General features: G+C 49.3%; 20 protein-coding genes and 1 pseudogene. 9 read left to right on the forward strand and 12 right to left on the reverse strand.

Annotation, left to right across the window (positions count from 1 at the left end; all coding sequences use genetic code 11):
- Positions 1 to 120 precede the first annotated feature (120 nt).
- Positions 121 to 1014: pseudogene (locus EWH91_RS08535) on the reverse strand (sugar porter family MFS transporter); the annotation flags it as partial.
- Positions 1015 to 1479: 465 nt separating this feature from the next.
- Between EWH91_RS08535 and EWH91_RS08540 the strand changes: the two are divergent.
- Together EWH91_RS08540 and EWH91_RS08545 are read left to right on the forward strand one after the other, a co-directional pair.
- Positions 1480 to 1851 (forward strand): ArsR/SmtB family transcription factor, encoded by a 372-nt coding sequence (locus tag EWH91_RS08540; RefSeq protein ID WP_129929624.1) that lies wholly within the window; start codon positions 1480 to 1482, stop codon positions 1849 to 1851.
- Positions 1844 to 3967, forward strand: coding sequence for a heavy metal translocating P-type ATPase (locus EWH91_RS08545; RefSeq protein WP_129929625.1), 2124 nt, complete (start codon positions 1844 to 1846; stop codon positions 3965 to 3967). Before EWH91_RS08540 ends, EWH91_RS08545 begins: the two co-directional genes overlap by 8 nt.
- A gap of 64 nt (positions 3968 to 4031) precedes the next feature.
- Here the strand turns inward: EWH91_RS08545 and pdxR are convergent, their stop codons facing one another.
- Positions 4032 to 5426: a MocR-like pyridoxine biosynthesis transcription factor PdxR gene (gene pdxR, locus EWH91_RS08550; RefSeq protein WP_129929626.1), complete on the reverse strand. Its 1395-nt coding sequence runs from the start codon at positions 5424 to 5426 to the stop codon at positions 4032 to 4034.
- A 107-nt stretch (positions 5427 to 5533) separates the two neighbouring features.
- On the opposite strand from pdxR, the gene EWH91_RS08555 reads away from it, so the two are divergent.
- Complete coding sequence (locus tag EWH91_RS08555) at positions 5534 to 6085, forward strand: pyridoxamine 5'-phosphate oxidase family protein (protein ID WP_129929627.1); 552 nt, start codon at positions 5534 to 5536, stop codon at positions 6083 to 6085.
- 68 nt (positions 6086 to 6153) lie between these two features.
- Here EWH91_RS08555 and EWH91_RS08560 read toward each other — a convergent pair whose 3' ends face one another.
- From EWH91_RS08560 to EWH91_RS08570, 3 genes are all read right to left on the reverse strand, one after another.
- Positions 6154 to 6816: a DNA-3-methyladenine glycosylase gene (locus EWH91_RS08560; protein ID WP_206184313.1), complete on the reverse strand. Its 663-nt coding sequence runs from the start codon at positions 6814 to 6816 to the stop codon at positions 6154 to 6156.
- 148 nt (positions 6817 to 6964) lie between these two features.
- Complete coding sequence (locus tag EWH91_RS08565) at positions 6965 to 8593, reverse strand: ABC transporter permease (RefSeq protein ID WP_129929628.1); 1629 nt, start codon at positions 8591 to 8593, stop codon at positions 6965 to 6967.
- Between the two features lie 6 nt (positions 8594 to 8599).
- The gene (locus EWH91_RS08570; RefSeq protein WP_240697307.1) at positions 8600 to 9517 is read right to left on the reverse strand and encodes an ABC transporter ATP-binding protein; all 918 of its coding nucleotides are present in this window, start codon (positions 9515 to 9517) and stop codon (positions 8600 to 8602) included.
- A 179-nt stretch (positions 9518 to 9696) separates the two neighbouring features.
- Here EWH91_RS08570 and EWH91_RS08575 point away from each other — a divergent pair, with 179 nt between their 5' ends.
- Positions 9697 to 10329, forward strand: coding sequence for a TetR/AcrR family transcriptional regulator (locus EWH91_RS08575; RefSeq protein ID WP_165364282.1), 633 nt, complete (start codon positions 9697 to 9699; stop codon positions 10327 to 10329).
- Positions 10330 to 10512: 183 nt separating this feature from the next.
- Here EWH91_RS08575 and EWH91_RS08580 read toward each other — a convergent pair whose 3' ends face one another.
- On the reverse strand, positions 10513 to 11037 hold the full coding sequence (locus EWH91_RS08580) for a DUF6944 family repetitive protein (RefSeq protein WP_129929631.1): 525 nt from the start codon (positions 11035 to 11037) through the stop codon (positions 10513 to 10515).
- A gap of 534 nt (positions 11038 to 11571) precedes the next feature.
- Between EWH91_RS08580 and EWH91_RS08585 the strand changes: the two genes are divergently transcribed.
- On the forward strand, positions 11572 to 12885 hold the full coding sequence (locus EWH91_RS08585; protein WP_129929632.1) for an MFS transporter: 1314 nt from the start codon (positions 11572 to 11574) through the stop codon (positions 12883 to 12885).
- Between the two features lie 228 nt (positions 12886 to 13113).
- Here EWH91_RS08585 and EWH91_RS08590 read toward each other — a convergent pair whose 3' ends face one another.
- Both EWH91_RS08590 and EWH91_RS08595 read right to left on the reverse strand, forming a co-directional pair.
- The gene (locus tag EWH91_RS08590; RefSeq protein WP_240697308.1) at positions 13114 to 13965 is read right to left on the reverse strand and encodes a hypothetical protein; all 852 of its coding nucleotides are present in this window, start codon (positions 13963 to 13965) and stop codon (positions 13114 to 13116) included.
- Positions 13958 to 14893, reverse strand: a complete 936-nt coding sequence (locus EWH91_RS08595; RefSeq protein WP_240697309.1) for a WD40/YVTN/BNR-like repeat-containing protein — start codon at positions 14891 to 14893, stop codon at positions 13958 to 13960. The genes EWH91_RS08590 and EWH91_RS08595 overlap by 8 nt, the downstream gene beginning before the upstream one ends.
- Positions 14894 to 15100: 207 nt before the next feature.
- Between EWH91_RS08595 and EWH91_RS08600 the strand changes: the two genes are divergently transcribed.
- From EWH91_RS08600 to EWH91_RS08610, 3 genes are all read left to right on the forward strand, one after another.
- On the forward strand, positions 15101 to 15667 hold the full coding sequence (locus EWH91_RS08600; protein WP_129929634.1) for an NAD(P)/FAD-dependent oxidoreductase: 567 nt from the start codon (positions 15101 to 15103) through the stop codon (positions 15665 to 15667).
- Positions 15668 to 15846: 179 nt separating this feature from the next.
- Positions 15847 to 16068: a helix-turn-helix transcriptional regulator gene (locus EWH91_RS08605; RefSeq protein ID WP_129929635.1), complete on the forward strand. Its 222-nt coding sequence runs from the start codon at positions 15847 to 15849 to the stop codon at positions 16066 to 16068.
- A complete protein-coding gene (locus EWH91_RS08610) occupies positions 16049 to 16483 on the forward strand; it encodes a branched-chain amino acid ABC transporter substrate-binding protein (protein ID WP_129929636.1) in 435 nt (144 codons plus the stop codon). The genes EWH91_RS08605 and EWH91_RS08610 overlap by 20 nt, the downstream gene beginning before the upstream one ends.
- 24 nt (positions 16484 to 16507) lie before the next feature.
- On the opposite strand, the gene EWH91_RS08615 is transcribed toward EWH91_RS08610, so the two are convergent.
- Positions 16508 to 18040, reverse strand: coding sequence for a multicopper oxidase family protein (locus EWH91_RS08615; protein WP_129929637.1), 1533 nt, complete (start codon positions 18038 to 18040; stop codon positions 16508 to 16510).
- Positions 18041 to 18314: 274 nt separating this feature from the next.
- Between EWH91_RS08615 and EWH91_RS08620 the strand changes: the two genes are divergently transcribed.
- The gene (locus EWH91_RS08620; protein ID WP_129929638.1) at positions 18315 to 19676 is read left to right on the forward strand and encodes an aspartate kinase; all 1362 of its coding nucleotides are present in this window, start codon (positions 18315 to 18317) and stop codon (positions 19674 to 19676) included.
- Positions 19677 to 19767: 91 nt separating this feature from the next.
- Here EWH91_RS08620 and EWH91_RS08625 read toward each other — a convergent pair whose 3' ends face one another.
- Genes EWH91_RS08625 through aroA form a run of 3 tightly spaced genes read right to left on the reverse strand, consistent with a single transcriptional unit; the run spans position 19768 to position 22693 of the window.
- Positions 19768 to 20265 (reverse strand): shikimate kinase, encoded by a 498-nt coding sequence (locus EWH91_RS08625; RefSeq protein WP_240697313.1) that lies wholly within the window; start codon positions 20263 to 20265, stop codon positions 19768 to 19770.
- Positions 20266 to 20270: 5 nt separating this feature from the next.
- Entirely contained in the window at positions 20271 to 21386 is a 1116-nt protein-coding gene (locus EWH91_RS08630; protein WP_129929640.1) for a prephenate dehydrogenase, read from the reverse strand.
- A complete protein-coding gene (gene aroA, locus EWH91_RS08635) occupies positions 21383 to 22693 on the reverse strand; it encodes a 3-phosphoshikimate 1-carboxyvinyltransferase (protein WP_129929641.1) in 1311 nt (436 codons plus the stop codon). The genes EWH91_RS08630 and aroA overlap by 4 nt, the downstream gene beginning before the upstream one ends.
- Positions 22694 to 22868: the final 175 nt, after the last annotated feature.

Below are 22868 nucleotides of genomic sequence, written 5' to 3' on the forward strand. Positions count from 1 at the left end.
AGAAAGAGTTGGAACAAATAGCCAAAGAACAAAACAGATCATTTAACAATTTAGTGATTACAGTATTGAAAAGATACGCCGATTCATCTCATGACTGAAGTCACGAGTGTTCTCGGCTAATAATAAAGTGGCCAGTACAGAAACGACACCGTTTGCAATATTGGCAATCAGGGCAGCTTCCGTATTAAATCCTGCATTCCGGAGAATTTGCGTTCCATAATACATAATCGAGTTAACGCCGGTGATTTGCTGAATGACAGCAAGTCCGATGCCGATGAAGACAATTCGCCGGATCCACGGCGTATTGAGGTCTTTGAATGTCGCTTTTTGGAGTTGACGGTCTTCACGGATGGATTTTTTGATCGACCTCAGTTCGGGTTTGACATGATGTTCCAAGCGTATTTCAGAAAGAACACGTAATGCCCTTCCAAATTTTCCTTTAGCTGCATACCACCGTGGACTCTCCGGGACAAACATCATGCCAATCCATAAAACGACAGCCGGGAGAGTGGCCAGTACCAGCATATATCTCCATACATGTGAGGCATCACCGAACAGGTTGGCAAGAAGTGCGTTGAAAATGTAAGCCAGTAATTGTCCGGTCACGATCATTAATTCGTTTTGAGTCACCATGCGGCCGCGTTTTCCAACAGGTGCCATTTCCGCTAAAAAGGTAGGAACGGTCACTGAAGCGCCACCAACCGCCAGACCCAGCAGGAATCGAAAGAAGACCATGACTCCGGCAGTGGGTGCTAAAGTACAGCCAAGCGTTGACACAAGGAAAAGGACAGCGAGAGAGATAATCATCCTTCGGCGTCCTTTTTTATCAGCAAGTCTGCCGCTAAAAACCGCCCCGAAAGCAGCACCAAGCAGTAAAGAGCTGGAGACAACCCCTTCAGTGAAGGGATTCAAGTTCAGCTGATCCTCCCGGGACATAAACGGAAGGGCACCATTAATGACGCCTGTGTCATACCCGAATACAAGCCCCCCGAATGTAGATATGACCGTAATCATTTTCAGAAACTTACCAGGGTTGCGACGAAAGCTGATATGGGCATCGTTACTGTTTTCGTCTGATAACTTCTCTGATTTTTTTATCAAACTAATAAGTTATCTCCTCCCTTTAAAAATCAATTCATGATTCAAACCAGAAATGAGATGAATAAATAAATTATTTTGAGAATCAGAAGGTATATCAAGGGTAGTGTATCTTCCGAATAACACGCGGAGTGCTAAAAAATCTGAAAATACCGGAGACAGAGGACAGAGTCAGTGACTCACGCTGCTGAATAACGGATCATTTATGGGTCTACTTATCAGTCTAGCATGAAATAAATATGACGTCAAAGAAGGTTAAAGAATCTGAAAATAAAATCAACGATAGCCTCATCGCGGATATATTCAAATGCTCATTTGAATAATGGACGAAATAGATTATAATATAATCAAACAATCATTTGAATGAGGAGATGAGAAGGGTTGGCTGACGATACATGTGACATTTATTGTTATGACGAAGAAAAGGTAACACGCATACAAGGGAAGCTGAAGACTGAGAGGGACGACCTGTCCCGCGTCGTTCAGTTATGCAAAGCGATGGCGGATGAAAACCGGACTAAGGTTTTATTTGCACTGTGTCAGGAAAGGGCACTGTGTGTCTGTGACGTTGCCAACATCATTGGGTCTTCTGTCGCAACGGCCTCACACCATCTTCGTACTTTAAAGAGGCAGGGTCTTGTCACTTGCCGGAAAGACGGGAAAATGGCGTTTTATTCACTTAAGGATGCGCACGTAAGACAATTATTCACCCTGGCCCGTTCGCCCGGAAAAGAAGAAAAGGTTCATGTCTGATCAAGAGGTATCGTCCTATCGCGTACAGGGCTTTGATTGTATGGGCTGTGCATTAAAATTCGAAAGAAATGTGAGAAGGCTGGAGGGCGTTTCTGAAGCCAGGGTCAACTTCGGTGCTTCAAAGATTACGGTTATTGGCCATACAACAATCAAAGCTCTGGAAAAAGCCGGGGCATTTGAAAACCTGAGGGTGTACAATGAGTCGGAACAAATTGAAGAACAGGAACCTTTCTGGAAACGAAAAGAAAACAGGAAGGTCTTTCTTTCAGCCGTTCTGTCCGCTGTCAGCTGGATCATCGGGACTCAGATCGGAGAGCAGAGCCTGATTCCCACAATCGGCTATCTTGCTGCTATCCTCACAGGTGGTTATTCCCTGTTTATCGATGGTCTTAGAAGTCTGATCCGTCTGGATTTTGATATGAATACGCTGATGACGATTGCCATTATTGGGGCAGCAGCGATTGGTCAATTTGAGGAGGGCGCCGTTGTTGTTATTCTCTTTGCCATAAGCGAAGCTCTGGAGAGTTATTCGGCAGTTAAGGCCAGACAGTCGATTCAGTCTCTGCTGAAGATGGCGCCAAAAGAAACACTGATCCGTCGCGATGGTCAGGAATTGATGATGCCTGTTGAAAACGTTCGAATCGGTGACATCATGATCGTGAAGCCCGGACAGAAGCTGGCGATGGATGGCAGAGTCGTCAGAGGGACGTCAACGATCAATCAGTCGGCTATTACAGGTGAATCTGTTCCGAAAGCCAAAACCATGGGTGATGAAGTCTTCGCCGGCACGCTGAATGAAGAAGGATTACTGGAAATCGAGGTGACGAAGAAAGTCGAAGACACCACACTTTCCAGAATTATTCATTTAGTGGAAGAATCCCAGGCAGAAAAGGCGCCTTCGCAGGCTTTCGTTGACCGTTTTGCAAAATATTATACGCCGGCCGTCATTATTTTCGCTTTGCTGATTGCCCTTGTTCCGCCACTTTTTACAGGCGCGTCGTGGGGGCACTGGATCTATCTTGGTTTAGCCATGCTCGTGGTCAGTTGTCCCTGTGCATTAGTGATTTCAACCCCTGTAGCCATTGTAACGGCAATTGGAAACGCCGCCAGGAATGGGGTGATTATCAAAGGCGGCATCCATCTGGAACAGGCCGGTTCGCTGAAAGTCATTGCATTTGATAAAACAGGGACGTTAACAAAGGGGGTTCCGGAAGTTACAAATGTTCTGGCGATAAAAGGGAATGAAGCGGATCTGTTAACGTTAATGGCGGCACTCGAGAAGCTTTCGCAGCACCCGCTTGCCACTGCCGTTTGCAGGGAGGCAGAAGCGCGCGGACTTCATTTCCATGATCAGGTCGTGACTGACTTTCAATCATTAACAGGTAAAGGTGCAAAAGCAGTAATAAATCAGAAAACCTATTATGCGGGCAGTCCAAAGCTTTTTGAAGAAGTTCTCCCCGATGGCATACAGCCGCCTGTCCGTGCCCGGATCAATACCTTTCAGAAACAGGGGAAGACGGTACTGGCCTTTGGAACAGCCGGCAGCCTTCTGGCAGTCCTTGCTGTGGCGGATCAGTTAAGGAATTCAGCAAAACCGGTGATCAGCGCACTTCACCGGTCCGGGATTGAACACACGGTGATGCTGACAGGAGATAATAAAGAAACAGCCGGCTCGATAGGAAGAGCAGCCGGTGTTACGGACATACAGGCAGAACTATTACCGGAAGACAAGCTGAATGTCATTAAGTCGTTTCATAGAAAGCGGCAAAATATCGCAATGGTTGGTGATGGTGTAAATGATGCCCCGGCACTGGCAGAAGCCACCCTGGGCATTGCGATGGGAGGGGCCGGGACAGATGCTGCCCTGGAAACTGCCGACATTGCTCTGATGTCTGATGATTTAACAAAATTGCCTTATACGATCAGGTTAAGTCGCAAAGCACTGGCGGTGATCAAGCAGAATATTTCATTTTCACTGGTAATTAAATTTTCCACGATCATGCTCGTTTTCCCCGGATGGCTGACGCTGTGGATTGCCATTTTAGCGGATGTGGGCGCAACGTTAATGGTGACTTTGAACAGTTTACGGCTGACCAGAGTCCGAGACAAGCGATGACTGACAGAATGTTGAAAAAAGTGGGAGGAAAAGTGACAGGCTTTTTCTCTTTTTTTCTGCCAATCTATCGATAATAAGGCGACCATATCTTGTTCAGTTGCTTTATTCCCTGCTTTGCCTCTTCGGTGGACAGGCCGCCGAATCCAAGTAAAAGAGGCAGCTTCTGCATGCTATCGCGTTGAATCAGATAGCCGGATGTGCTCTGAACCCTGATTCCGGATGCCCTGGCCATCGCAGCGAGCTTATCGACGGGAACCGTACTATTGACATAGAGCACAATGTGCAGTCCGGCAGCCTGACCGCTGACCGTGACATGTCTTCCCATGATGCTTTTGATCGACTCCAGCAGTAACTCCTGTTTTTTCCGATAGTGTGTCCGCATACGGCGGATGTGTTTTTCCCATTGCCCGGATTCTAGAAATTGTGCTAAAGTTTGCTGATGCAGGCGTGAAGCAGTTTGCCGCCACTCCAGACGATGGTAGCGGTCGAGAAGCGGGAGGGGCAGGACCATATAAGCCACTCTGATCGCCGGGGTCAGTGCTTTTGAAAATGTACCCATATAAATCACACGCTGATAGCGGTCCATTCCCTGCATGGAAGGAATCGGTTTGCCGCGGTAGCGAAATTCACCATCGTAATCATCCTCGATGATCCAGCTGTGTCTGTTATGGGCCCACGATAATATCTGAAGACGCCGGGAAACCGGCATGATCATACCCAGCGGGAACTGATGCGACGGTGTGATATAGACAGCGTCGGCAGCGGTTTTTTCTAATTCACGGATTGAAAGTCCTTCTTTCTCAAGAGGAATGGGGAGCAGGTGAATGTTTTGATCTCTCAATGATCGCCGGACACCGCGATAGCCCGGATCTTCCATGCCCAGTACCCCATTTTTCCATTCAATTAACTGATAGATCAGACGCAGAATACCTTCTGTCCCGGCAGCAATCACAACTTGTTCGGGCCGGCAGTTCACACCGCGGGAACGGTGCAGATAAGAGGCTAACAGTTCTCGAAGATGCGGCTCACCCTGTGGATCGCCGTAGTTGAATATGGACGGGGTAAGCCACCTGTCGGCGCATTTCTTCCATTGAATGAGCGGAAAATGTGCGGTATCGATTGCCGAAATGAAAAAGTCGCAGGCAAATTGCGCTTTTTTATCAATCGGATGGTCCGGATGATGAGTGGATGGTGCAGCGGCAAACGCCCTGCTGTCCAGCTCGGCAATATAGTAACCGCTGCGTGGCCGGCTTGTCAGATACCCTTCGGCAAGTAGTTGCTGATAGGCGGTTTGGACGGTTGTACAGCTAATATGTAATCGGTCGGCCAGAAATCGGATCGATGGCACTCGCGAACAGGCCGGCAAAGAGGCTGACTCGATCTCACGTTTAAAATAGTTATAGAGTTGAACATATAACGCCTCCGGCAAGTGTTCGTCGAGAATCGGATAAATTTCCATTGCTTTCATCTCCCGTCTGTACTGGTAAAAATAATTGAATCTGTATCTTCTTATCAGTACACGGATTTTTATAATGAGTATATACGAAAAACAGTGAGGTGAATACAATGCAGGAGATGCGGAAACACATGCTGGCATGCCACGATCAGAAAAAAATAGATTGCTTTCTGCAGCAGATGCATGTCGGTTTTCTAGGTTTGTCCGACAGCGACGGGCCTTATGTCGTTCCTGTGAATTTTATCTGGAACGGGGGAAAAATTTATTTTCATGGTGCAGAAGCAGGGAGAAAAGCGAAGATCATGAGTGGCGGTGCACCCGCCTGTTTTACAGTCTGCGAGGAACAGGCAATCATGACGGATCCTGTGCCTGCACACACGAGTACAGCTTACATGAGCGTGATGCTGTTCGGCCGGGTCCAGCCAATTGACGATTTGCATGAGCGGACTGAAGTCATGCAGCAGATGCTGAACAAATATGTACCCGGCTATTTTCGCCGTCCATTAGCTTCGTCCCATGTGGAAAAGTATCGGTCGAAACTCGGAAGCCGGACCGTTGTTTATTGTTTGAGTCCGGATGTACTGACAGCTAAGGAAAATCCACTTGATCAGAAGCGCAGATTTATCTCTGGTCAACAGGCAGGGAAAGGTCGGAATGAATAAGGTGACCTGAGATCCTGTCTGGTGGCAGGAGGGCGTCCTGTGCGTCCGACCCCTCACGGATTGAAGGTTCACTGGGGATTTCCGGGTTTCGTCCGCCATCCGTATGTGATCAGGTCCATCTGGCTTTTTTTCATGCCGGAGACGTACGGGTTTCCCTTAACGAAAAAGCGAAAGGGATCAAAGGTGCTGCCGCCCCTGCGGCTGACACCAATACGGGCAGAGGCGGCAATCTCTTTTGGCGCGCGGCCACCTTCCAGCTCGATATACAGTGGTGAGTCGGCCATCGGTTTTAAATTGAGCGACTTATCACATATGCCGTATGCCGTCGTCAGTTTTCCCGGGCCGCTGGTCAGGCCGAAGCCGCCTTTACCGCGATTCTTTTCCATGATATCCATGCCCTTTTCCGGTTCAACGGCGCGGATCAGAATCCCCTGTGGCACGCCCCGATCCTGAGTGATGACATTCAGCATTGGGTAGCCGCGCAACATAAAGATATAGATGATACCGGCGGGCCCGTACAGCGCCTCATTTGCTGCGGTCCGTCTGCCTTTATAGGCATGGGCTGTTGAATCGTTCTCGCCGAGATAAGCTTCTGTTTCGACAATAAAACCGCTGAGAAATCCCTGACTGCTGCAATAAATCAGGCGTTTCCCGAGGATTGACCGGGCGATCTCTTCAGTCGGACGGTGATTGAAAAAATCACTCCAGCTGTGCATGTGATGTTCAACCATTTTTTTCACTCCATTGACGGGAATCCATCTTATAGTAGCACAAAGCGGGGAGCGGGCGCACAGGCACGATGACCGGAACTTTTTGCCGGACGAAAAAAAGCCTGACACCCTGAAGGGAATCAGGCGGAAATCAGGTATGATCAGTTCCTTATCCCATATTCAGATCCCGATGCCGGTAACCGATTAAACCGGCGATGACGAGAACGATGGATAGTGCAATCATCCACCAAAACGTCGCCCCATTGACGTCATGCACCGGAACTTCCGGTGGCCAGCCGAACGGGACAAGCTGTTTGGCCCAGTCCGGCAGCTGGAGCAGGTTACCCAGGTACAGGGCAATGAATCCGTAGGCCAAATATAGCCATAGTACACCAGTGAGTCTCGGAAGCCAGCCAACCAGAAGAGCAGCACACGCCACCATGACCAGGATGGCAGGCAGCATGCCCCAGAAGGCCGTCCAGAATTCTGATCCCGTAATCCGTTCGGCTTCGGACTTAAGCACACTGTTACCCGTTACCACTGTTCCTCCGAGACCGGCCAGAAACACAAGTGCTCCGGATACCATGCCTGTGAGCAGGCAGGTAAAAAATTGTCTGGTACGGGACACCGGTTTGGCATAGATGACCTCGAGCAAGCCTTTAGACTCGTCTTTTTTCAGCCTGTTCATCATTTGAATGGCCGGAATAGCTGCGAGTACGGCGAAAATGATCGTCAATAGGCCGAGAAAGTTAAGTAAAATCGTATGGTTGGCGCTGTTTACGGCTGCTTTACCGAAAACCTGCTGCATGGTGGGGTTGGTTTTTAAAATATCACCGATGGTGCCGAAGATGGAGCCGTACATCGCACCTACAGCAAATACGCCCAGAATCCATGCTATGACAGTCGTCCGCACCAGACGCAGAAACAGGGTAGCAGGTCCGGCAAGAATCGGAGAAGCGGTTCGGCGTCCGGGTCGTGTAGAAAGCGCACCGGCACCCATGTCACGATGCAGATTAGCATACAGGGCAATCAGAAACAGAGCTGCTGCCGCGAGTGCCATATACCCCACCGGTATCCAGTTGTTATCCGTGTACGGCAGCGTTTTTTCAATCCATCCGAGCGGTGACCACCAGGTATAGTCCGGATTTTCCACATCCGTGATCATCCGGACGAGGAAAGTGATTCCAAACAGCATATAAGCTATTCCAGTGGCAGATCCGGCGTGATCTGCCACTTGTGCGACAGCCAGTGCCATCATGCCGAACATCAGACCGCACGCGGCCAGCGCCAGACCCATCAACCAGTTTCCACTGGGATCTGCTCCCGGCAGGTCTCCGGCTGAAAGACCCAGTCCATAGAGAACGCCGATCAGCGAATTGACCAGCAGTAACTCGAACCCGGCAGCCGCCAGTGGCGCCAGTTTTCCAACGGCATGGGCCCGGATCATTTCAGTGACACCGCTGTCTTCTTCAGCGCGGGTTGCCCGGACAGCCAGGGTAAAGTTCATAATGATTTGTGCCAGAGCCATAAAAAGAAGCATTTCATTTGCGAAAACCTGAGCTGTTGAGACGCGCCCTTCTAAAGCAAACGCCCCAAAGAGTGATACCATTCCCGGGCTTTTCAGTGTATTGACAATGGCCTGAATCTCATTCTGAGTCCCATAAACTGTATCAAGCTCGGCAGCTGCGGTTACCATCAGCCCGGCGAGAATAATGATCCAGACAACAAGGCGCATCCGGTCTCTTCGCAGGCCAAATCGTGTCAGCATCCCGGTACGTGCAAAGTTCGTGTGATTCATCTCCCGTCACTCCTTTGTATCCGCAGTATGATCGGATTGTTCATAATAACGCATGAACAGATCTTCAAGAGCCGGAGGATTACTCTGAATCGCCTGGATGCCACGTGAAGCGAGATAATTCATAATTGATTCCGTGTTTTCGGATGCCACTGAGAAGGAGACCTGGTTTGGCTGCCTGCCGGCTTTCACACTGTATACACCGGGCTGGTTTTCCAGGCCATCCGGCGCTTCCCGTGTGGTTACAGAGATGACGGTACGGGTCAGGTGACGCATCTCGGCCAGTGTTCCGGTTTCAATGATTTCTCCCTGACGAATAATCGCGATCCGGTCACACATCTTCTCTACTTCAGAGAGAATGTGACTGGACAGCAGAACGGATTTTCCCTCTTTTTTCAGTTCCATAACCAAATTTTGAAAGATCTGTTCATTTAGCGGGTCGAGGCCGGAAGTCGGTTCATCAAAGATATAAAAATCGGCATTTGACGAAAAGGCGGCAATGAGTGCCACTTTCTGCCGGTTGCCCTTTGAATAGGTACGGGATTTTTTACCCGGATCCAGTCCAAACCGTTTGATCAACTGGTCTGTCCGGGCTGAATGCTTTTGTCCGCCCAGTTTAAGAAACAGGTCGATAATTTCGCCACCTGTCAGATTGGGCCACAGGTACACATCACCGGGAACGTAGGCCAGTCGCCTGTGAATGGATACGCTTCTGGTCCAGACATCCTGCCCAAAAAGCTGAGCTGAACCGCCACTTGCTTTAATGATCCCCAGCAGGGTCCGGATGGTGGTTGATTTACCGGCCCCGTTCGGTCCAATAAAACCGAACACTTCTCCGGGGTAGACATTGAATGTGATGTCTTTCAGTGCCTGGAACTTGCCAAATTTTTTCTGCAGATGGTTGATTTGCAAAACAGGAGCTGTCACAGCCATCTCTCCTTCCGTTACGGACTTCATCCTGAATCATAGAACGATACGAAAGAAAAATCAACAAAAGCTGAAATATAAATATTAAATATTTCAGTTTAAAAAACTTATTTAATCAAAAAATATATGATAAAATGAAATGAATGTGAATAATAATTCATTTATAAACAGGTGATATGATGGCAACGAATGAAGAGAGGCATGCTGAGACCCACAGGCGGATTCTGGCAGCTGCAACGGATCTGTTTACGCATAACGGTTTTACAAAAACAAGTATTACGGCCATTGCAAAACAGGCAGGGGTGTCTCCGGTCACTTTATACAAGTACTTCGACAGCAAGATGACTCTCGGTCATCAGGTTATGCGGCATATCGTCGTAGAGGGGTATGGTCGGTTTCAGAAGCTGGTTGACGATACATCGATCGATTTCACCACTCTGGTAAGAAAAATGATTCAGAGTAAGCATGATTTTGTGAAAGAGATGAATAGCGATTTTTACAAATTTGCTTTAAAAGATTTGCAGGGGGAATTTGGCAGTACAGAAGTGATGCAGGCTAATCAGGACTGTAAAGCCAGATTCTGGGGAACTTTAATCCGGCGCGGGAGAGAAGCCGGACTGATTCGACCTCAGATTTCCGATCAGGCTCTGATGGTCTACATCGACATGTACATGCAGTATGCACAGAATCCGAAAAACGGAACCCTTCCGGCAGAACATCCGGTGGCGATGAAAATACTCACCGACGAACTGGTCTATCTGTTTTTTTACGGATTTATCGGTTGTGAACCCGGGGATCAGTCAGGTCAGTAACGCCCCGGAACGATTGAACCGGATCAAAACAGTAACAGAACGATCAATTGGGTCGCGAGCCCAATGCGGACTGATCCGAAATTTCAAGATCTGCTCAGGCGTGTATCCCCATCATCATATAACAGGCGCGGACTTTACAGAAGCAGGAAGGGATCAGGACCGGCGGGTTTGACGTTTGAACAGTTAAGTGGTCGCAGAGAGATAGGACAGGGAGGCACCCAGGGCCTGGACCCAGCCTCCTGCCAGGTTGATCTGATCGGCGTTTGTTTTGCCCGTTCTTTGAAGAGCAACCGAAGCCGCCTGCAGCGAATTGCCGGCGATTTGCAGAAGATTACCGATAATCGAAAGGATAGTCGCCCAATCCCGCTCTTCATCAACAAGAGGCGCCTGCAGCGTAAGCGTGCCGCCGAGGGCCTGCAGCCAGTTACCGATCATGATGGTGCGAAGGCCGTCCTTCTGAGTGATCAATCCATGGATGACCAGACTGTTGCCCAATGCCTGCGTCCCGTCTCCGACTGCGTCCAGACCTGTACTGAACCCGACTTCCCCCGTGTTGCCTGCTGCCTGCAGGGCGTTTCCGATGATACTGAAATCATTTTTCCATTGATCGGGAATAATGGCGTGGCCCGGTGTTGCGCCAATTGCGGCAACAATAGTACCCAATGCATTAATCCCCAGGTAGCCCGCTTCCGTCATCTGCTGGTCCATCACAAATTCCTCCGTTATGATCCAGTCTATTCATTGAAAAAAAATATGACGGATCATATGCACACGGCTGTAAAATTAACGGCTCGTTCAGGATCTGTTCAGTCAATCAAACATTTATTTAACTGTTACGCGCTCGTTTAAATGTGAGGGCAGTTCCCGGTTATTGCCAGAAGGAAATGGTTGTACAGAGAAAAGAAATTAGTTTACAGTTAAAACATAAAATAATAAAAAATATTTCATCAATTGATAAATAATACTGCTATATTATGATCTTTATGTTATTGTAATAATAACAAAAAGGAATTATTTCCGGATCAGAGCGTATCGATGAGCGGGCGATCATGACCACGGATGAAAATAAATTTATTGGCTGAACAGACTGACTGAATGAATATTTCTCGAGAAACAAAGCGGCCGGATCCGGTCTGACTTATATTTTGGAAAGTGAAAATTTTACGAAAAAAGAAAAACAATTCGGCAGCGTCTGCAATGGGCCGGCCGGCAAGCTTTTTTCATGCAAAGGAGAGGTTCAACATGACTGAAAGAACATCTGAAGAGCGCGCAAAGTCGCGCCATATTGCCTCTAACATTCTTAAAGGTTCCCTTGGAAACATGATTGAATGGTATGACTGGTACGTTTATGCAGCCTTTGCCGTTTATTTTTCAACAGACTTTTTTCCGTCAGAAGACCCGACTTCTCGGTTGCTGAACACGGCTGCGATATTCGCTATCGGTTTCCTGATGCGGCCAATCGGCAGTCTGATTATGGGACGCTACGCGGATCGGCATGGCCGGCGGGCGGCTCTGACACTCTCGATTTCGATCATGGCGAGCGGCTCTCTGATTATCGCTGCAACGCCGGGATATCAGACGATTGGCATTTTTGCCCCGATCATTCTTGTTCTGGCCCGCCTTTTTCAGGGGCTGTCGCTTGGCGGAGAATACGGGACATCAGCAACGTATCTTTCCGAAATGGCAAGCAAGGGACGCCGTGGATTCTATTCCAGTTTTCAATATGTGACGCTGGTCGGCGGTCAGCTGGTTGCCCTCGGCGTTCAGATTGTTCTTCAGCTGAACCTCAATGAGGAACAGCTGAATGTGTGGGGCTGGCGCATCCCGTTTGTGATCGGCGCACTTGGCGCACTCGCTGTACTCTGGCTGCGGCTGACTATGGATGAATCCGAACAGTTCAAAAACATGTCCGGAAAAACGAAGAAGCATGCCGGGACCCTGAAGGCGCTGTTGAAATATCCACGTGCCGTTCTGACCGTCGTTGGTCTGACACTCGGGGGTACCGTAGCATTCTATACTTATACCACGTATATTCAGAAATTCATGATTAACTCGGTCGGACTGGATAAAGAAGTCGTCAGTGTGATTAATTTCGTCGCCCTGCTGATTTTTCTGATCCTGCAGCCACTCGCCGGATTATTATCCGATCACATTGGCCGCAGACCGCTTCTGTTTTTCTTTGGCATTTGCGGTACGCTTGCGACGGTTCCGCTGATGTTTGTCATGCGTGCGTCCCACAGTGCAGTTGCCGCGTTTTTCTTGATGTTAGCTGGCCTGGTGATTGTCACAGGCTATACGTCAATAAATGCGATCGTTAAAGCAGAGCTGTTTCCCACCGAGATCCGTGCGCTGGGTGTTGGCCTTCCTTACGGCCTGACCGTAGCTCTGTTCGGTGGAACCGCTGAATTCGTCGCACTGTGGTTTAAAAGTATCGGGATCGAACCCCTTTTCTTCTTTTACGTGTCTTTCTGCATCTTTATCAGTCTCATCGTCTACTGGCGGATGCAGGAATCATCAAAAACGTCATATATCGATGCAGAACCAGAGAAAGAATAATATTTTTGTAGCAAAAGGCACCTGCTCCGAGCCATTGGGAGAGGTGCCTTTCTGACAGGCTTAAGAGGAAAACGGTTCGGAATGACTGAACCTCTGGCTGAGCCTGTGCTTGCCGGCCGGCAGGTGTTCTTCAGCTGATCAGTGGATACACCTCTTCCATGTGTTATGTTCGTGGGGGGATCTGCCAATTCCATACGTGGGACCATAATTGATGAAATATATATCTGTTTACTTCTCCGATATATAATTTAACGTCAATGGCTGATTTTTCATCATGCTCGCCTTGAAAAGACGGATGTTTCCAACCGTCGGTGCAGCCGCATTCGACCGCACCTTAAAATTTTCATTCAGGGAGAGGGTCCAGACCGCTTCATTGTTTCGCTTTAAAACCACGGCCAGTGTGCCGAACTGCTCCACATCATCCCAGCTAAAGGTTTCCGTCGCTCGGTTTTCGCTGACAGAAATCCCCTTCGTACTGCTGACTACTTCGGTATGGCCGGCCCGCCAGCGTCCATGAATTTCAGCTCCCACATAATAATAGGAAGTTCCGCCTCCACGGTCCCCATATGTCCCAATGAACTGCTGCAACTGATGATTCTCCGTTCTGTAAGTCACCGCTGCGATATCATTTGCCAGCCACTGCACTTTTAAAGGCCCACTGACCTGATCAGGCATTTTTTCTCTTGGGCGAGCCAGTATGCCATAATAGGAGCGATAGTAAATGGCCTCGCCCGTTTTCACACGTTCTTTTATGACCAGCATATGTTCCCAGTCAGGTGACAGACTGATGAGGTTTTTGATTTCCCGGTTGCTTTGAACAAACAGAACGCTGTTAACGATGATAAAAAGAACGGAAATACCGGAGATGATCCATTTGATCATCACCATCCGTTTCAGCAAAAATATGATAGACAGGGCGAAAAAGAAGACACAGAGTATATTCACGATGAAGAAAAGTCGATTGTCTATATATTCCATTCCAAACCGTCTGTATAGAAGTAAAAAGCCCATTTGCAGGAAGAAAAGGCCGGCGGCGAAAAGGAAGCAAAGCCAGCCAGTGATCGCTGCCCATCTATTCATGCTCTGTTTCATCCTGCTGTACCTCCATTGAGAATGTCCATGTTCGGCCGTTATCTTTTGAAATAAACTTCCCTTTTAATTTGCCGCCCTGATAGTCACCGTTTGGCCCCTGGCTGACGAGAACAGATAAGTGGTCTCCCTCAATCTTTGGGACCTCCGCTGTAACAAAGATCTTCTGATATTTTTCCGGTATATGGATACTCGCCTTCTCCCAGGACTTTCCTCCGTCACGGGTGACATAGAGATCCGGTTTCTCAGGGTTAATCGTTCCGTAAGACAGAAACCCGGTGGACGCATTAACAAATCCACCATCCGAAATTAATCGTGTGACCCCCGGATCTGATACGTTTTTCCAGCTTTGACCGCCATTGTGAGTCAGATAGACACGTGAGACTTCCTGAGACATGGTTCGATCTCCGGATAAAATGACATAGCCGGACTGAGCATTGATAAAAGCGACCTTTCTGAAACGTAAAGAGGGAAAATATCCTGTGACAACGGACTTTCTCCATGTTTTTCCCTGATCGGGGGTCCAGGTAAAGACCACTTTTGTGTTTTCCCCGTCAGCTTCATCAAAAGTTAAAAATCCTGCCCGGTTTTGTGTAAGAATGTAGCTGCCTTCAATCAGTTCCTCTCTGTTTCCATTGTATTCTCCGCCAAATAATGCATCTGTTTCTACTGGGACCTTTATCCAATTATGGCCTTTATTGAACGTGATGTGAATCGCGTGATTTTGCAAGGTATAGCTGACCGTATCATGATTCACCGGCCATAAAGCATCAGCCTTTGTTTCAGGTGCTGTCTGCATCTTTCCTGGATGATTCAGCTGCAGCCGGGCGGCGGGTCCCTGATTCTGGTAATAAAAGACAGTAAGGATCAGAGCGATGAAAATGAGTCCAAAAAGGGCAGGGAGGATGATCTTTTTCACAGGGAAAGCTCCTTATTAAAGAATGACGGCAGGACCAGCAAATGATTCCCGTCATCTTCCAGTCATTTTAGCATAATCCCATCTTCCTGCCTATCTGTCCGAAAAGATGTCAGTCTCTCTGCTATAAGCATGATCCGAGCGTTCACCTGTGAAAATAGTTATGATAAAAGGGGAAACAGGATAATTTCCAAGATGGAGGGATTTAATATGTATGATGTTGCGATCATTGGTGGCGGACCTGCCGGACAGAGTGCAGCCATCTTTACAGGCAGGGCGGATCTGAAAACACTGCTTCTTGATAATGAAAAGGGATTAACGCGGCGTGCGCTTCTGAAAAACCATTACGGTATTGAGGAGACCAGCGGAGCGAATCTGGTCGAAACCGGAAGGAAGCAGGCAGCGCTGGCCGGTACCGAGTTTGTAAAAGCTCAGGCAACAAATATTGAGAAAAAAGACGGGACTTTTGAGATTCAAACGGAAGACGGCACGACTTATTCGGCCGGACAGGTGATTCTGGCAACCGGATCGAATACGAAACTGGCACAGGCCATTGGGCTGAAGACAAAAGACGGCCGCGAAAAATACGTGAAAACCGTGATCAATGTGGATGAATATGGCCACACAAGCATAGACGGCATCTGGGCGGCCGGTGTGGCGGCCGGTGTCAGTGTCCACACGATTGTGACGAGCGGCGATGGAGCAAAAACGGCGATTAACCTGATCAGCGAGCTGAAGGGCGAGCGTTACGTGGATCACGACAAACTGCCACGCTGATCTCGCCACTAAAGTGATGCCAGAGCCAGTTTTATAAAGTCAAACAAATGTACGGATGATCCAACCGGATTGAAAAATAATCACCTTTCAATCCGGTTTTATTTCAGGGAAATGTAATATATATATTGCATAATATGTAATGTATATGTTACAATCGGGACATGAGGTGATCCAGTGTATTGAAAAATCATGTAAAAACCGCCCGGGTCCGATCCGGGATGACTCAGCTGCAGCTGGCTGAGAAGACCGGAGTGACGCGGCAGACGATCAGTTTGATTGAAAAAGGGAAATATAACCCGACGTTAAAATTATGCCTTGAGATTTGTTATGCTCTTGGAAAATCACTTAATGAGCTTTTCTGGATTGCGAAGGAGGAAAACGATGAAAAGAATCAAAGATGAACGACTGATACTTGTCACTTTAAAAAATATTCGGATCGCCTTCGCCACGCAGACGCTGGGCATTCTTGCCATTATCATCTATACAGCTGTTTCCAGCGGACCTGATGCGGCTTTTGCATCGCCGTTAAATTTTGTCATGCTGCTGTCAAATATTCTTCTGCTTGTTTTACAATTGAACGTATCTGCTGATGTTGAAGAAACAGATAAAAAGCAGAGAAAAGGTCTTCCTTTTTATGCAATCCTGCTTATCCCGGCAGGTATCGGGATCCTTATGGGACTGATTACTTTTCTTTCAGATCGGCAGCATCCGGTCAGCAGCCTGATTACCGGAACCGTCTTTTTCATTTGCTTCCTGGCCAGTTTCTCACTCATGTACTATCTCAGAAAAAAACGGAAAAACGATGACGGGGATTAACAAAGCGGCAGAAAACGCAGGCCCTCACCTGAGAATCAGATACGGGCGCATCATTTCATAGTCTTCATGTTCCAGCATATGACAGTGCCAGACATAGAGTCCGGTAAAGGTAGAAAAATGCACAATGATCCGCGTGACCTGCCGGGGATCGGCACGGATCGTATCTTTCCACCCGCATTCCTGCGGATCCGGAGGGAGGACCGGACCTGTATAATAGATTTTTTTCTCCTTCTTAAATGCCTCCACATCAAAGTCTCTTCGGTCGAGAATCTGAAAATGAACCAGATGCAGATGAATCGGATGGGAATCAGCTGTTGTATTAATCAGAGACCAGATTTCTGTCGTACCGAATTTCGGTGTTTCCGTGACAGGAGCCTCCCACCCCCTTTGATTTAACAGCAGACGTTCGCGTCCGTACCGGTCCGTCGCGTCGTCCAGCGTCAGAAGGCGGACCTGTGAAGCGGCCCGTTCACTGATTTTGTGGAAGGGCGCCAGACGCGCAGGGATGACACTCGTATCAATATGGGAGAGAGGCAGCGTAATCTGGAACTGCATCACCCTGCCCGTCGATTCATCGACCGGTTCCCCGTCCGGAAAGGGTACGGGCGCATCATTAGTCATCAGGATCTTTTGTCCCTGAAGGTTAGAAAAATCGATAATGACGTCAGCCCGTTCCGCAGGTGACAGCAGGATTTCCGTGACGCCGACAGGCTGCTTCATCAGACCGTCGTCTGTTGCGATCTGATACATCAGCTGTCCCGAATCAAGCTTCAGCCTGAAAAAACGGCTGTTGGCGGCATTCAGCAGCCGAAAGCGATACTTGCGCGGTTCAACGCGGAGACAGGGGTGTACTTTTCCGTTGACCAGAAGGGTATCGCCAAAAAATTCAGGGACAATGGATACATCCAGACCGGCTACCGGTTGTTCGGGCTGTCTGGGATAATAAAGGGAACCGTCCGCATTCAGCTTTTTATCCTGAATCATCAGAGGGACGTCATATTTCCCGGAAGGCAGGTTCATGGCGCGTTCCCGTGAATTGCGAATCAGGTAAAATCCGACAAGTCCTGCATACATGTTGAGCCGGGTGATCCCCAGAGCGTGATCATGATACCAGTGCGTACTGGCGGGATTACAGTTGGCATACTGATGAATTTCTTTTCTGAAAAAACGGCCGGTTTCCGCAAATCCCCGTGTAAACCAGGCTTCCGGATAGCCGTCGCTTTCCCATTCCACACAGGCACCGTGGACATGGACGACTGTTCGGACGTCAGGGACGTCACGATGGGCGCCATGGACCGTGTGATCAATGGGCAGGAGATGCTTTGATGGCAGGGAGTTGATCCATTTGATCCATACCGTCTCGCCGCTTTCGACCTCGATGGTTGGACCCGGATAATTCCCCTGATAACCCCAGACGGTCGTGTCGGGCAATTCGCTGTGAAGGGATTGTCTGAATTCTGTCATGGAAACCTCGTAATAGGTCCCATGTGTGTTTTTCCATTGCGGTTTGAGTACTGAGGGAACCGGCAGTTCATCAATAAAAGGAGTAAGTCTCATCTTATTTTTTCCCTTCCCCGGACGGTTATTTTCTTATTTTTATTCCAGGGACCGGCAGTCTATGCCGGAAAAGAGCTGATGTTGCCGCTCGAGCCCCGGAACCGCGTGGCCGCTCGTATAAAAAAACTGAAAAGTCTCTGATTTTCTCGAATAAAAGCCGGGCTTGTGCTACACTAGAGAAACCAATCCTTATTGATCTGTCTGACAGATGGAACGGATGGTTGTCTGAAAATATAAATAATGCAAGCGACAGAACAGGTGGGAATAACGAAGCATGAAGGTAGTCAAGTTTGGCGGCAGTTCACTCGCGACTGGCGCCCAGGTTGAAAAAGTTTATCATATTGTTGTCTCCGATCCTGAACGGAGAATCGTTGTGGTTTCGGCTCCCGGGAAACGCTTTGCGGATGATATGAAGGTCACAGATTTATTAATCAGGTGTGCAAAGTCGGCGCTGGAAGGGGGAGAGACGGAGACTCTTTTGCAGACGATTGTCGCACGCTATCAAAGTATAGCGGATGAACTTCATCTTCCGGATGATATTATCCGGAAGATTGAAGATGACCTCTTGACGCGGCTTCATCATGATAAAAGCCGCCCGGAGGCCTTTATGGAAGCCATGAAGGCAAGCGGCGAAGATAATAACGCCAAACTGGTTGCCGCCTTTTTCCGTTACAAAGGTCTGGATGCACAGTATATGTCACCGAAAGAAGCAGGACTTCTCGTCAGTGATGATCCGGGGAATGCACGTGTTCTGCCTGAATCCTATAAACGGCTGCGTGCGCTTAAGGAAAAACCGGGGATAATCGTCTTTCCGGGCTTTTTCGGTTACAGCGAATCGGGCGACGTCGTCACCTTCTCCCGCAGTGGTTCAGATATTACAGGGTCCATTCTGGCAAATGGTGTGCAAGCGGAGATCTATGAAAATTTCACCGATGTGGATGCGGTTTGTGCCGTCAATCCGCATTTTGTCCGCCATCCAAAAGAAATACGTGAAATTACATATCGTGAAATGAGAGAACTGTCTTATGGCGGTTTCTCTGTCTTTCACGATGAAGCGCTGATTCCGGCGTTTCGTGCCGGGATACCTGTGAACGTGAAGAATACGAATAATCCCGATGCACCGGGCACCCGGATTGTAAATAAGAGGGAACACAAACATGGCCCGGTAGCCGGAATTGCGAGTGACGAAGGATTTTGCAGCATTTATGTCAGCAAATATCTGATGAATAAGGAAATCGGTTTTGTTCGCAAAATCCTGATCATCCTCGAACATTTCGGCATCTCTTTCGAACACATTCCATCAGGCATTGATGATATCACCATTATTCTGAGACAGAATCAGATGAACGGCGAAATTGAACGAAAGATTGTTGAAAGGATTATGGACGATCTGCATGTCGACCAGATCAAGGTGGAGCATGATCTGGCTCTGATCATGATTGTAGGAGAAGGGATGCGCCGGGCAATCGGTACGGCAGCCAGAGCCTCGCGGGCCCTCGCTGAGGCACACGTCAATATCGAAATGATCAACCAGGGTTCGTCGGAAGTCAGCATGATGTTTGGCGTCAAACAGGCGGTTGAAAAAAAAGCCGTCCAGGCGCTGTATGATGAATTTTTTCAGAAGGTGATGGCCTGAAGCTGAAGCCTCCGGAAAAAAGGACAAAGTATGAGAAAGCCGGTTCCCTGTGCCTGAGTAGCGAGGAACCGGCATTTCTGTGATCCTGTTTTCATCGAGACGCCGCCGTCTCGATGATCTCCCTGACGATCTTCTCTGGCGTTTTGTCATCTGTGACGATTTCGATGTCTGCGGTCTCGTGATAGTAGCCCTCCCGCTCCTGAAAAAGAGTGATGAACCGGGTCCTGTTCATGTTTTTGAGCAGCGGGCGGTCAGTGTCCCCCTGAAGACGCTTCAGGATGCCCTCCGGCGAAGTTTTTAAAAAGATGACCAGCGCGTCAGATCGGATCAGGCGCTGCCGGTTGATTAAGCTCACCGGGGTGCCGCCACCGGTCGACAGAATACCTTCCTGAGTCAGAGCGGCTGCCAGCCTGTCCGACTCCAGTCGGCGAAAACAGGCTTCCCCCTGTTCGGCAAAAATCTGGCTGATTGACTTGCCGGTTGACGCAACAATCGACTGGTCCAGATCAATATGCGGACAGTTCAGGGCTGCGGCAAGCAATTGCCCGACCGTGGTCTTGCCGCTTCCCATAAATCCAATAAGCACCATACGGGTCAACTGACATCACCTTCTACTCGTTTCAGTCCGTGCCGGGACAGTTCGCTTGCGGCCTGTTCCAGATCTTTCCGGCTGGCAAAGGTTAATTGCAGAATTCCGTCAATTTCTTCTCTGATTTCCAGAATATGCAGATTAACCAGATTAATCTGGGCCTCTGCCAGAATCCGAGTGACTTTAGCGATGGCACCCACCTGATCAGGGATATTGATCAACAGATCGTAAAAGTTCGGGGCTGCTTTTCCAGTGTGGGCTTGGAGATTGTCCCGGGTCAGCTTGGCCTGATTAAAATAATTGCGAATCACATCATGATCAGCATCAGTAACAGCCCGCTTAACCCACTTCATCCGGCTGATGAACTGATCAAGGAGTCCGGACAGTACTTCACGGTTGCTCAAAAGAATGTCTGTCCACATATCGGGATCGGATGAAGCGATGCGGGTCATGCTGCGGAATCCGCCGGCCGCGACACGCAGTGAAAGTGGTGAGTGGCTGAACTGATCCTGAGACATATTAACCAGTCCGGAGGCAATGATATGCGGCAGGTGACTGATCTGCCCCATCATCTGATCATGCAGTTCGCCGGTGACCGTCTGCCATTTGACGTCAAGTCCGGAAAGTAAATCCTTCAGATCCTTCACGGCCAGGTGGTAACGCTCATCCACAAAGGTATCCGAAATCAGAAAGTAATAGGCGCTTTGAAACAGATCTGCCCGCGCGGCGTGCAGGGTTGTCTTATGGGATCCGGCCATCGGGTGTCCGCCGATGAACAGGATCCCTTTTTTCATCAGATGCCTTGCCTGTTCTATGATCTTTTTCTTGGTACTGCCGACATCGGTGACGAGCACGCCAGGCTTCAGTTCCAGACTGGAAAGCCGGATCAGATGGCGGATAATGGTTGCGACAGGTGTTGCAAGAATGATCACATCGGCCAGCGGTGCGGCATCTTCGAGACGATCAAAACCCTCATGAATAATGCCCCTTTCTTCTGCCAGAGCCAGTGAACCGGCATTCACGTCCACTGCAAGAATCCGTTTTTCCGGCCACTTTTTCCGGATGGCAAGTGCGATGGATCCGCCAATCAGCCCCAGGCCGTCGATAACAATGGTATTCACAGGCGGACAGAACCTTTCGCTATGAGCTGATCCAGATCGGAGAAAAAGCCGGGATAAGAAATAGAAATGGCCGAATCATTCAGCAGTTTCAGTTCCCCTTTAAGGGTTAAAGCGGCCACGGCAAGCATCATCCCGATCCGGTGATCACCATGCGAATCGACCTTCTGATCTTCCGGAAGATGCAGCGGAGTCGGTCCGTGGATCAGCATGCCGTCAGGTAATTCAGTGATTCGTGCACCGAGTTGATTCAGCTCTTCGGTAACCACGGTGATCCGGTCGGTTTCCTTCACCCGGAGTTCCTCAGCTCCCGTTATTTCGGTCACCCCCTGAGCCTGAGTGGCGAGGAGGGCAATCAGCGGTAATTCGTCGATGACGCCGGGGATATCCGGGCGTGACAGCCGGATCGCCCTCAGTTCTGAGCAGCGCGCCGTAAGGTCAGCAAATGCCTCGGTCTGATGTACGGGACGCTTCACCTGAATGTCGGCGCCCATGCGTTTCAGAACATCGAGAAAACCGCTGCGTGTCGGGTTGATGCCGACCTGTTTTAATGTGATCAGGCTGCCGGGAACCAGAAGGGCGGCAGCGATGAAAAAGGCTGCCGATGAGATATCGCCGGGGACGGTCAGTTTCCGCCCGGTGAGATGGGGTTTTCCGGTTACGGTAATCGTCAGGCCGCTCTGCTCTATGTCACCCCCGAAGGCTTTCAGCATCCGTTCGGTATGATCCCGGGTCTGCTGCTTTTCTATGATCGTCGATTTTCCATCGGCCTGGAGTGCGGCCAGGATCAGTGCACTTTTCACCTGAGCACTGGCAACCGGGAGAGGGTAGCGGACCGGGCGGAGATTCGGGTTTCCATGTACTGTAATGGGTAATGTCCCGCCCTCTGTCAGATCAAACCGGGCGCCCGCCTCCGACAGGGGATCGGTGACCCGCCGCATGGGCCGCCTGCTGAGTGACTGATCGCCGGTTAACTGTGCAGAAAAAGGCTGTCCGCTTAACAATCCAAGCAGCAGCCGGGTGGTCGTTCCGGAATTACCCATATTAAGTGGACGCCGGGGCGCCTGGAGCCCGTTCAGGGTGACGCCGTGGATGAGCACCCGGTCCCGGGTGTGTTCAACAGGGACGCCCATCGCCTGAAAAGCACGAATCGTGGACAGGCAGTCATCAGAAGGCAGAAAGTGGGTGACTTCCGTTTCCCCGCTGCTGATGGCGCCGAATATGATGCTGCGGTGAGAGATACTTTTATCACCGGGTACACGGAGCTTGCCATGCAGACCACTTCGGATGTTTGTTCGTAATATTTTCAAAACTGGTCACCTCCGATTTCTATAATTCAGGCCAGGTGAACATGGCCTGTTGATATTACCCTTTTACTGGTTAAGTGAGGGACACGAGACTCCTGCGGAATCAGCGCGCCCGGTGGGGAACCCGCTGCGAAACGCACGGGGCGAACGCGGAAAGCGGCACCCGGCGCGAAAAACA

Source organism: Sporolactobacillus sp. THM19-2, from assembly GCF_004153195.1.
Taxonomy (GTDB): domain Bacteria; phylum Bacillota; class Bacilli; order Bacillales; family Sporolactobacillaceae; genus Sporolactobacillus.

What these genes read in the sequence shown, in the direction of transcription:
- EWH91_RS08575 (WP_165364282.1), top strand. Translation starts at nt 9,697, where the DNA reads ATGGCAACGAATGAAGAGAGGCATGCTGAGACCCACAGGCGGATTCTG.
- pdxR (WP_129929626.1), bottom strand. Translation starts at nt 5,426, where the DNA reads ATGGAAATTTATCCGATTCTCGACGAACACTTGCCGGAGGCGTTATAT.
- EWH91_RS08590 (WP_240697308.1), bottom strand. Translation starts at nt 13,965, where the DNA reads ATGAATAGATGGGCAGCGATCACTGGCTGGCTTTGCTTCCTTTTCGCC.
- EWH91_RS08625 (WP_240697313.1), bottom strand. Translation starts at nt 20,265, where the DNA reads ATGGTGCTTATTGGATTTATGGGAAGCGGCAAGACCACGGTCGGGCAA.
- EWH91_RS08585 (WP_129929632.1), top strand. Translation starts at nt 11,572, where the DNA reads ATGACTGAAAGAACATCTGAAGAGCGCGCAAAGTCGCGCCATATTGCC.
- EWH91_RS08600 (WP_129929634.1), top strand. Translation starts at nt 15,101, where the DNA reads ATGTATGATGTTGCGATCATTGGTGGCGGACCTGCCGGACAGAGTGCA.
- EWH91_RS08545 (WP_129929625.1), top strand. Translation starts at nt 1,844, where the DNA reads ATGTCTGATCAAGAGGTATCGTCCTATCGCGTACAGGGCTTTGATTGT.
- EWH91_RS08580 (WP_129929631.1), bottom strand. Translation starts at nt 11,037, where the DNA reads ATGGACCAGCAGATGACGGAAGCGGGCTACCTGGGGATTAATGCATTG.
- EWH91_RS08610 (WP_129929636.1), top strand. Translation starts at nt 16,049, where the DNA reads ATGAAAAGAATCAAAGATGAACGACTGATACTTGTCACTTTAAAAAAT.
- EWH91_RS08620 (WP_129929638.1), top strand. Translation starts at nt 18,315, where the DNA reads ATGAAGGTAGTCAAGTTTGGCGGCAGTTCACTCGCGACTGGCGCCCAG.
- EWH91_RS08615 (WP_129929637.1), bottom strand. Translation starts at nt 18,040, where the DNA reads ATGAGACTTACTCCTTTTATTGATGAACTGCCGGTTCCCTCAGTACTC.
- EWH91_RS08565 (WP_129929628.1), bottom strand. Translation starts at nt 8,593, where the DNA reads ATGAATCACACGAACTTTGCACGTACCGGGATGCTGACACGATTTGGC.
- EWH91_RS08555 (WP_129929627.1), top strand. Translation starts at nt 5,534, where the DNA reads ATGCAGGAGATGCGGAAACACATGCTGGCATGCCACGATCAGAAAAAA.
- EWH91_RS08560 (WP_206184313.1), bottom strand. Translation starts at nt 6,816, where the DNA reads ATGGTTGAACATCACATGCACAGCTGGAGTGATTTTTTCAATCACCGT.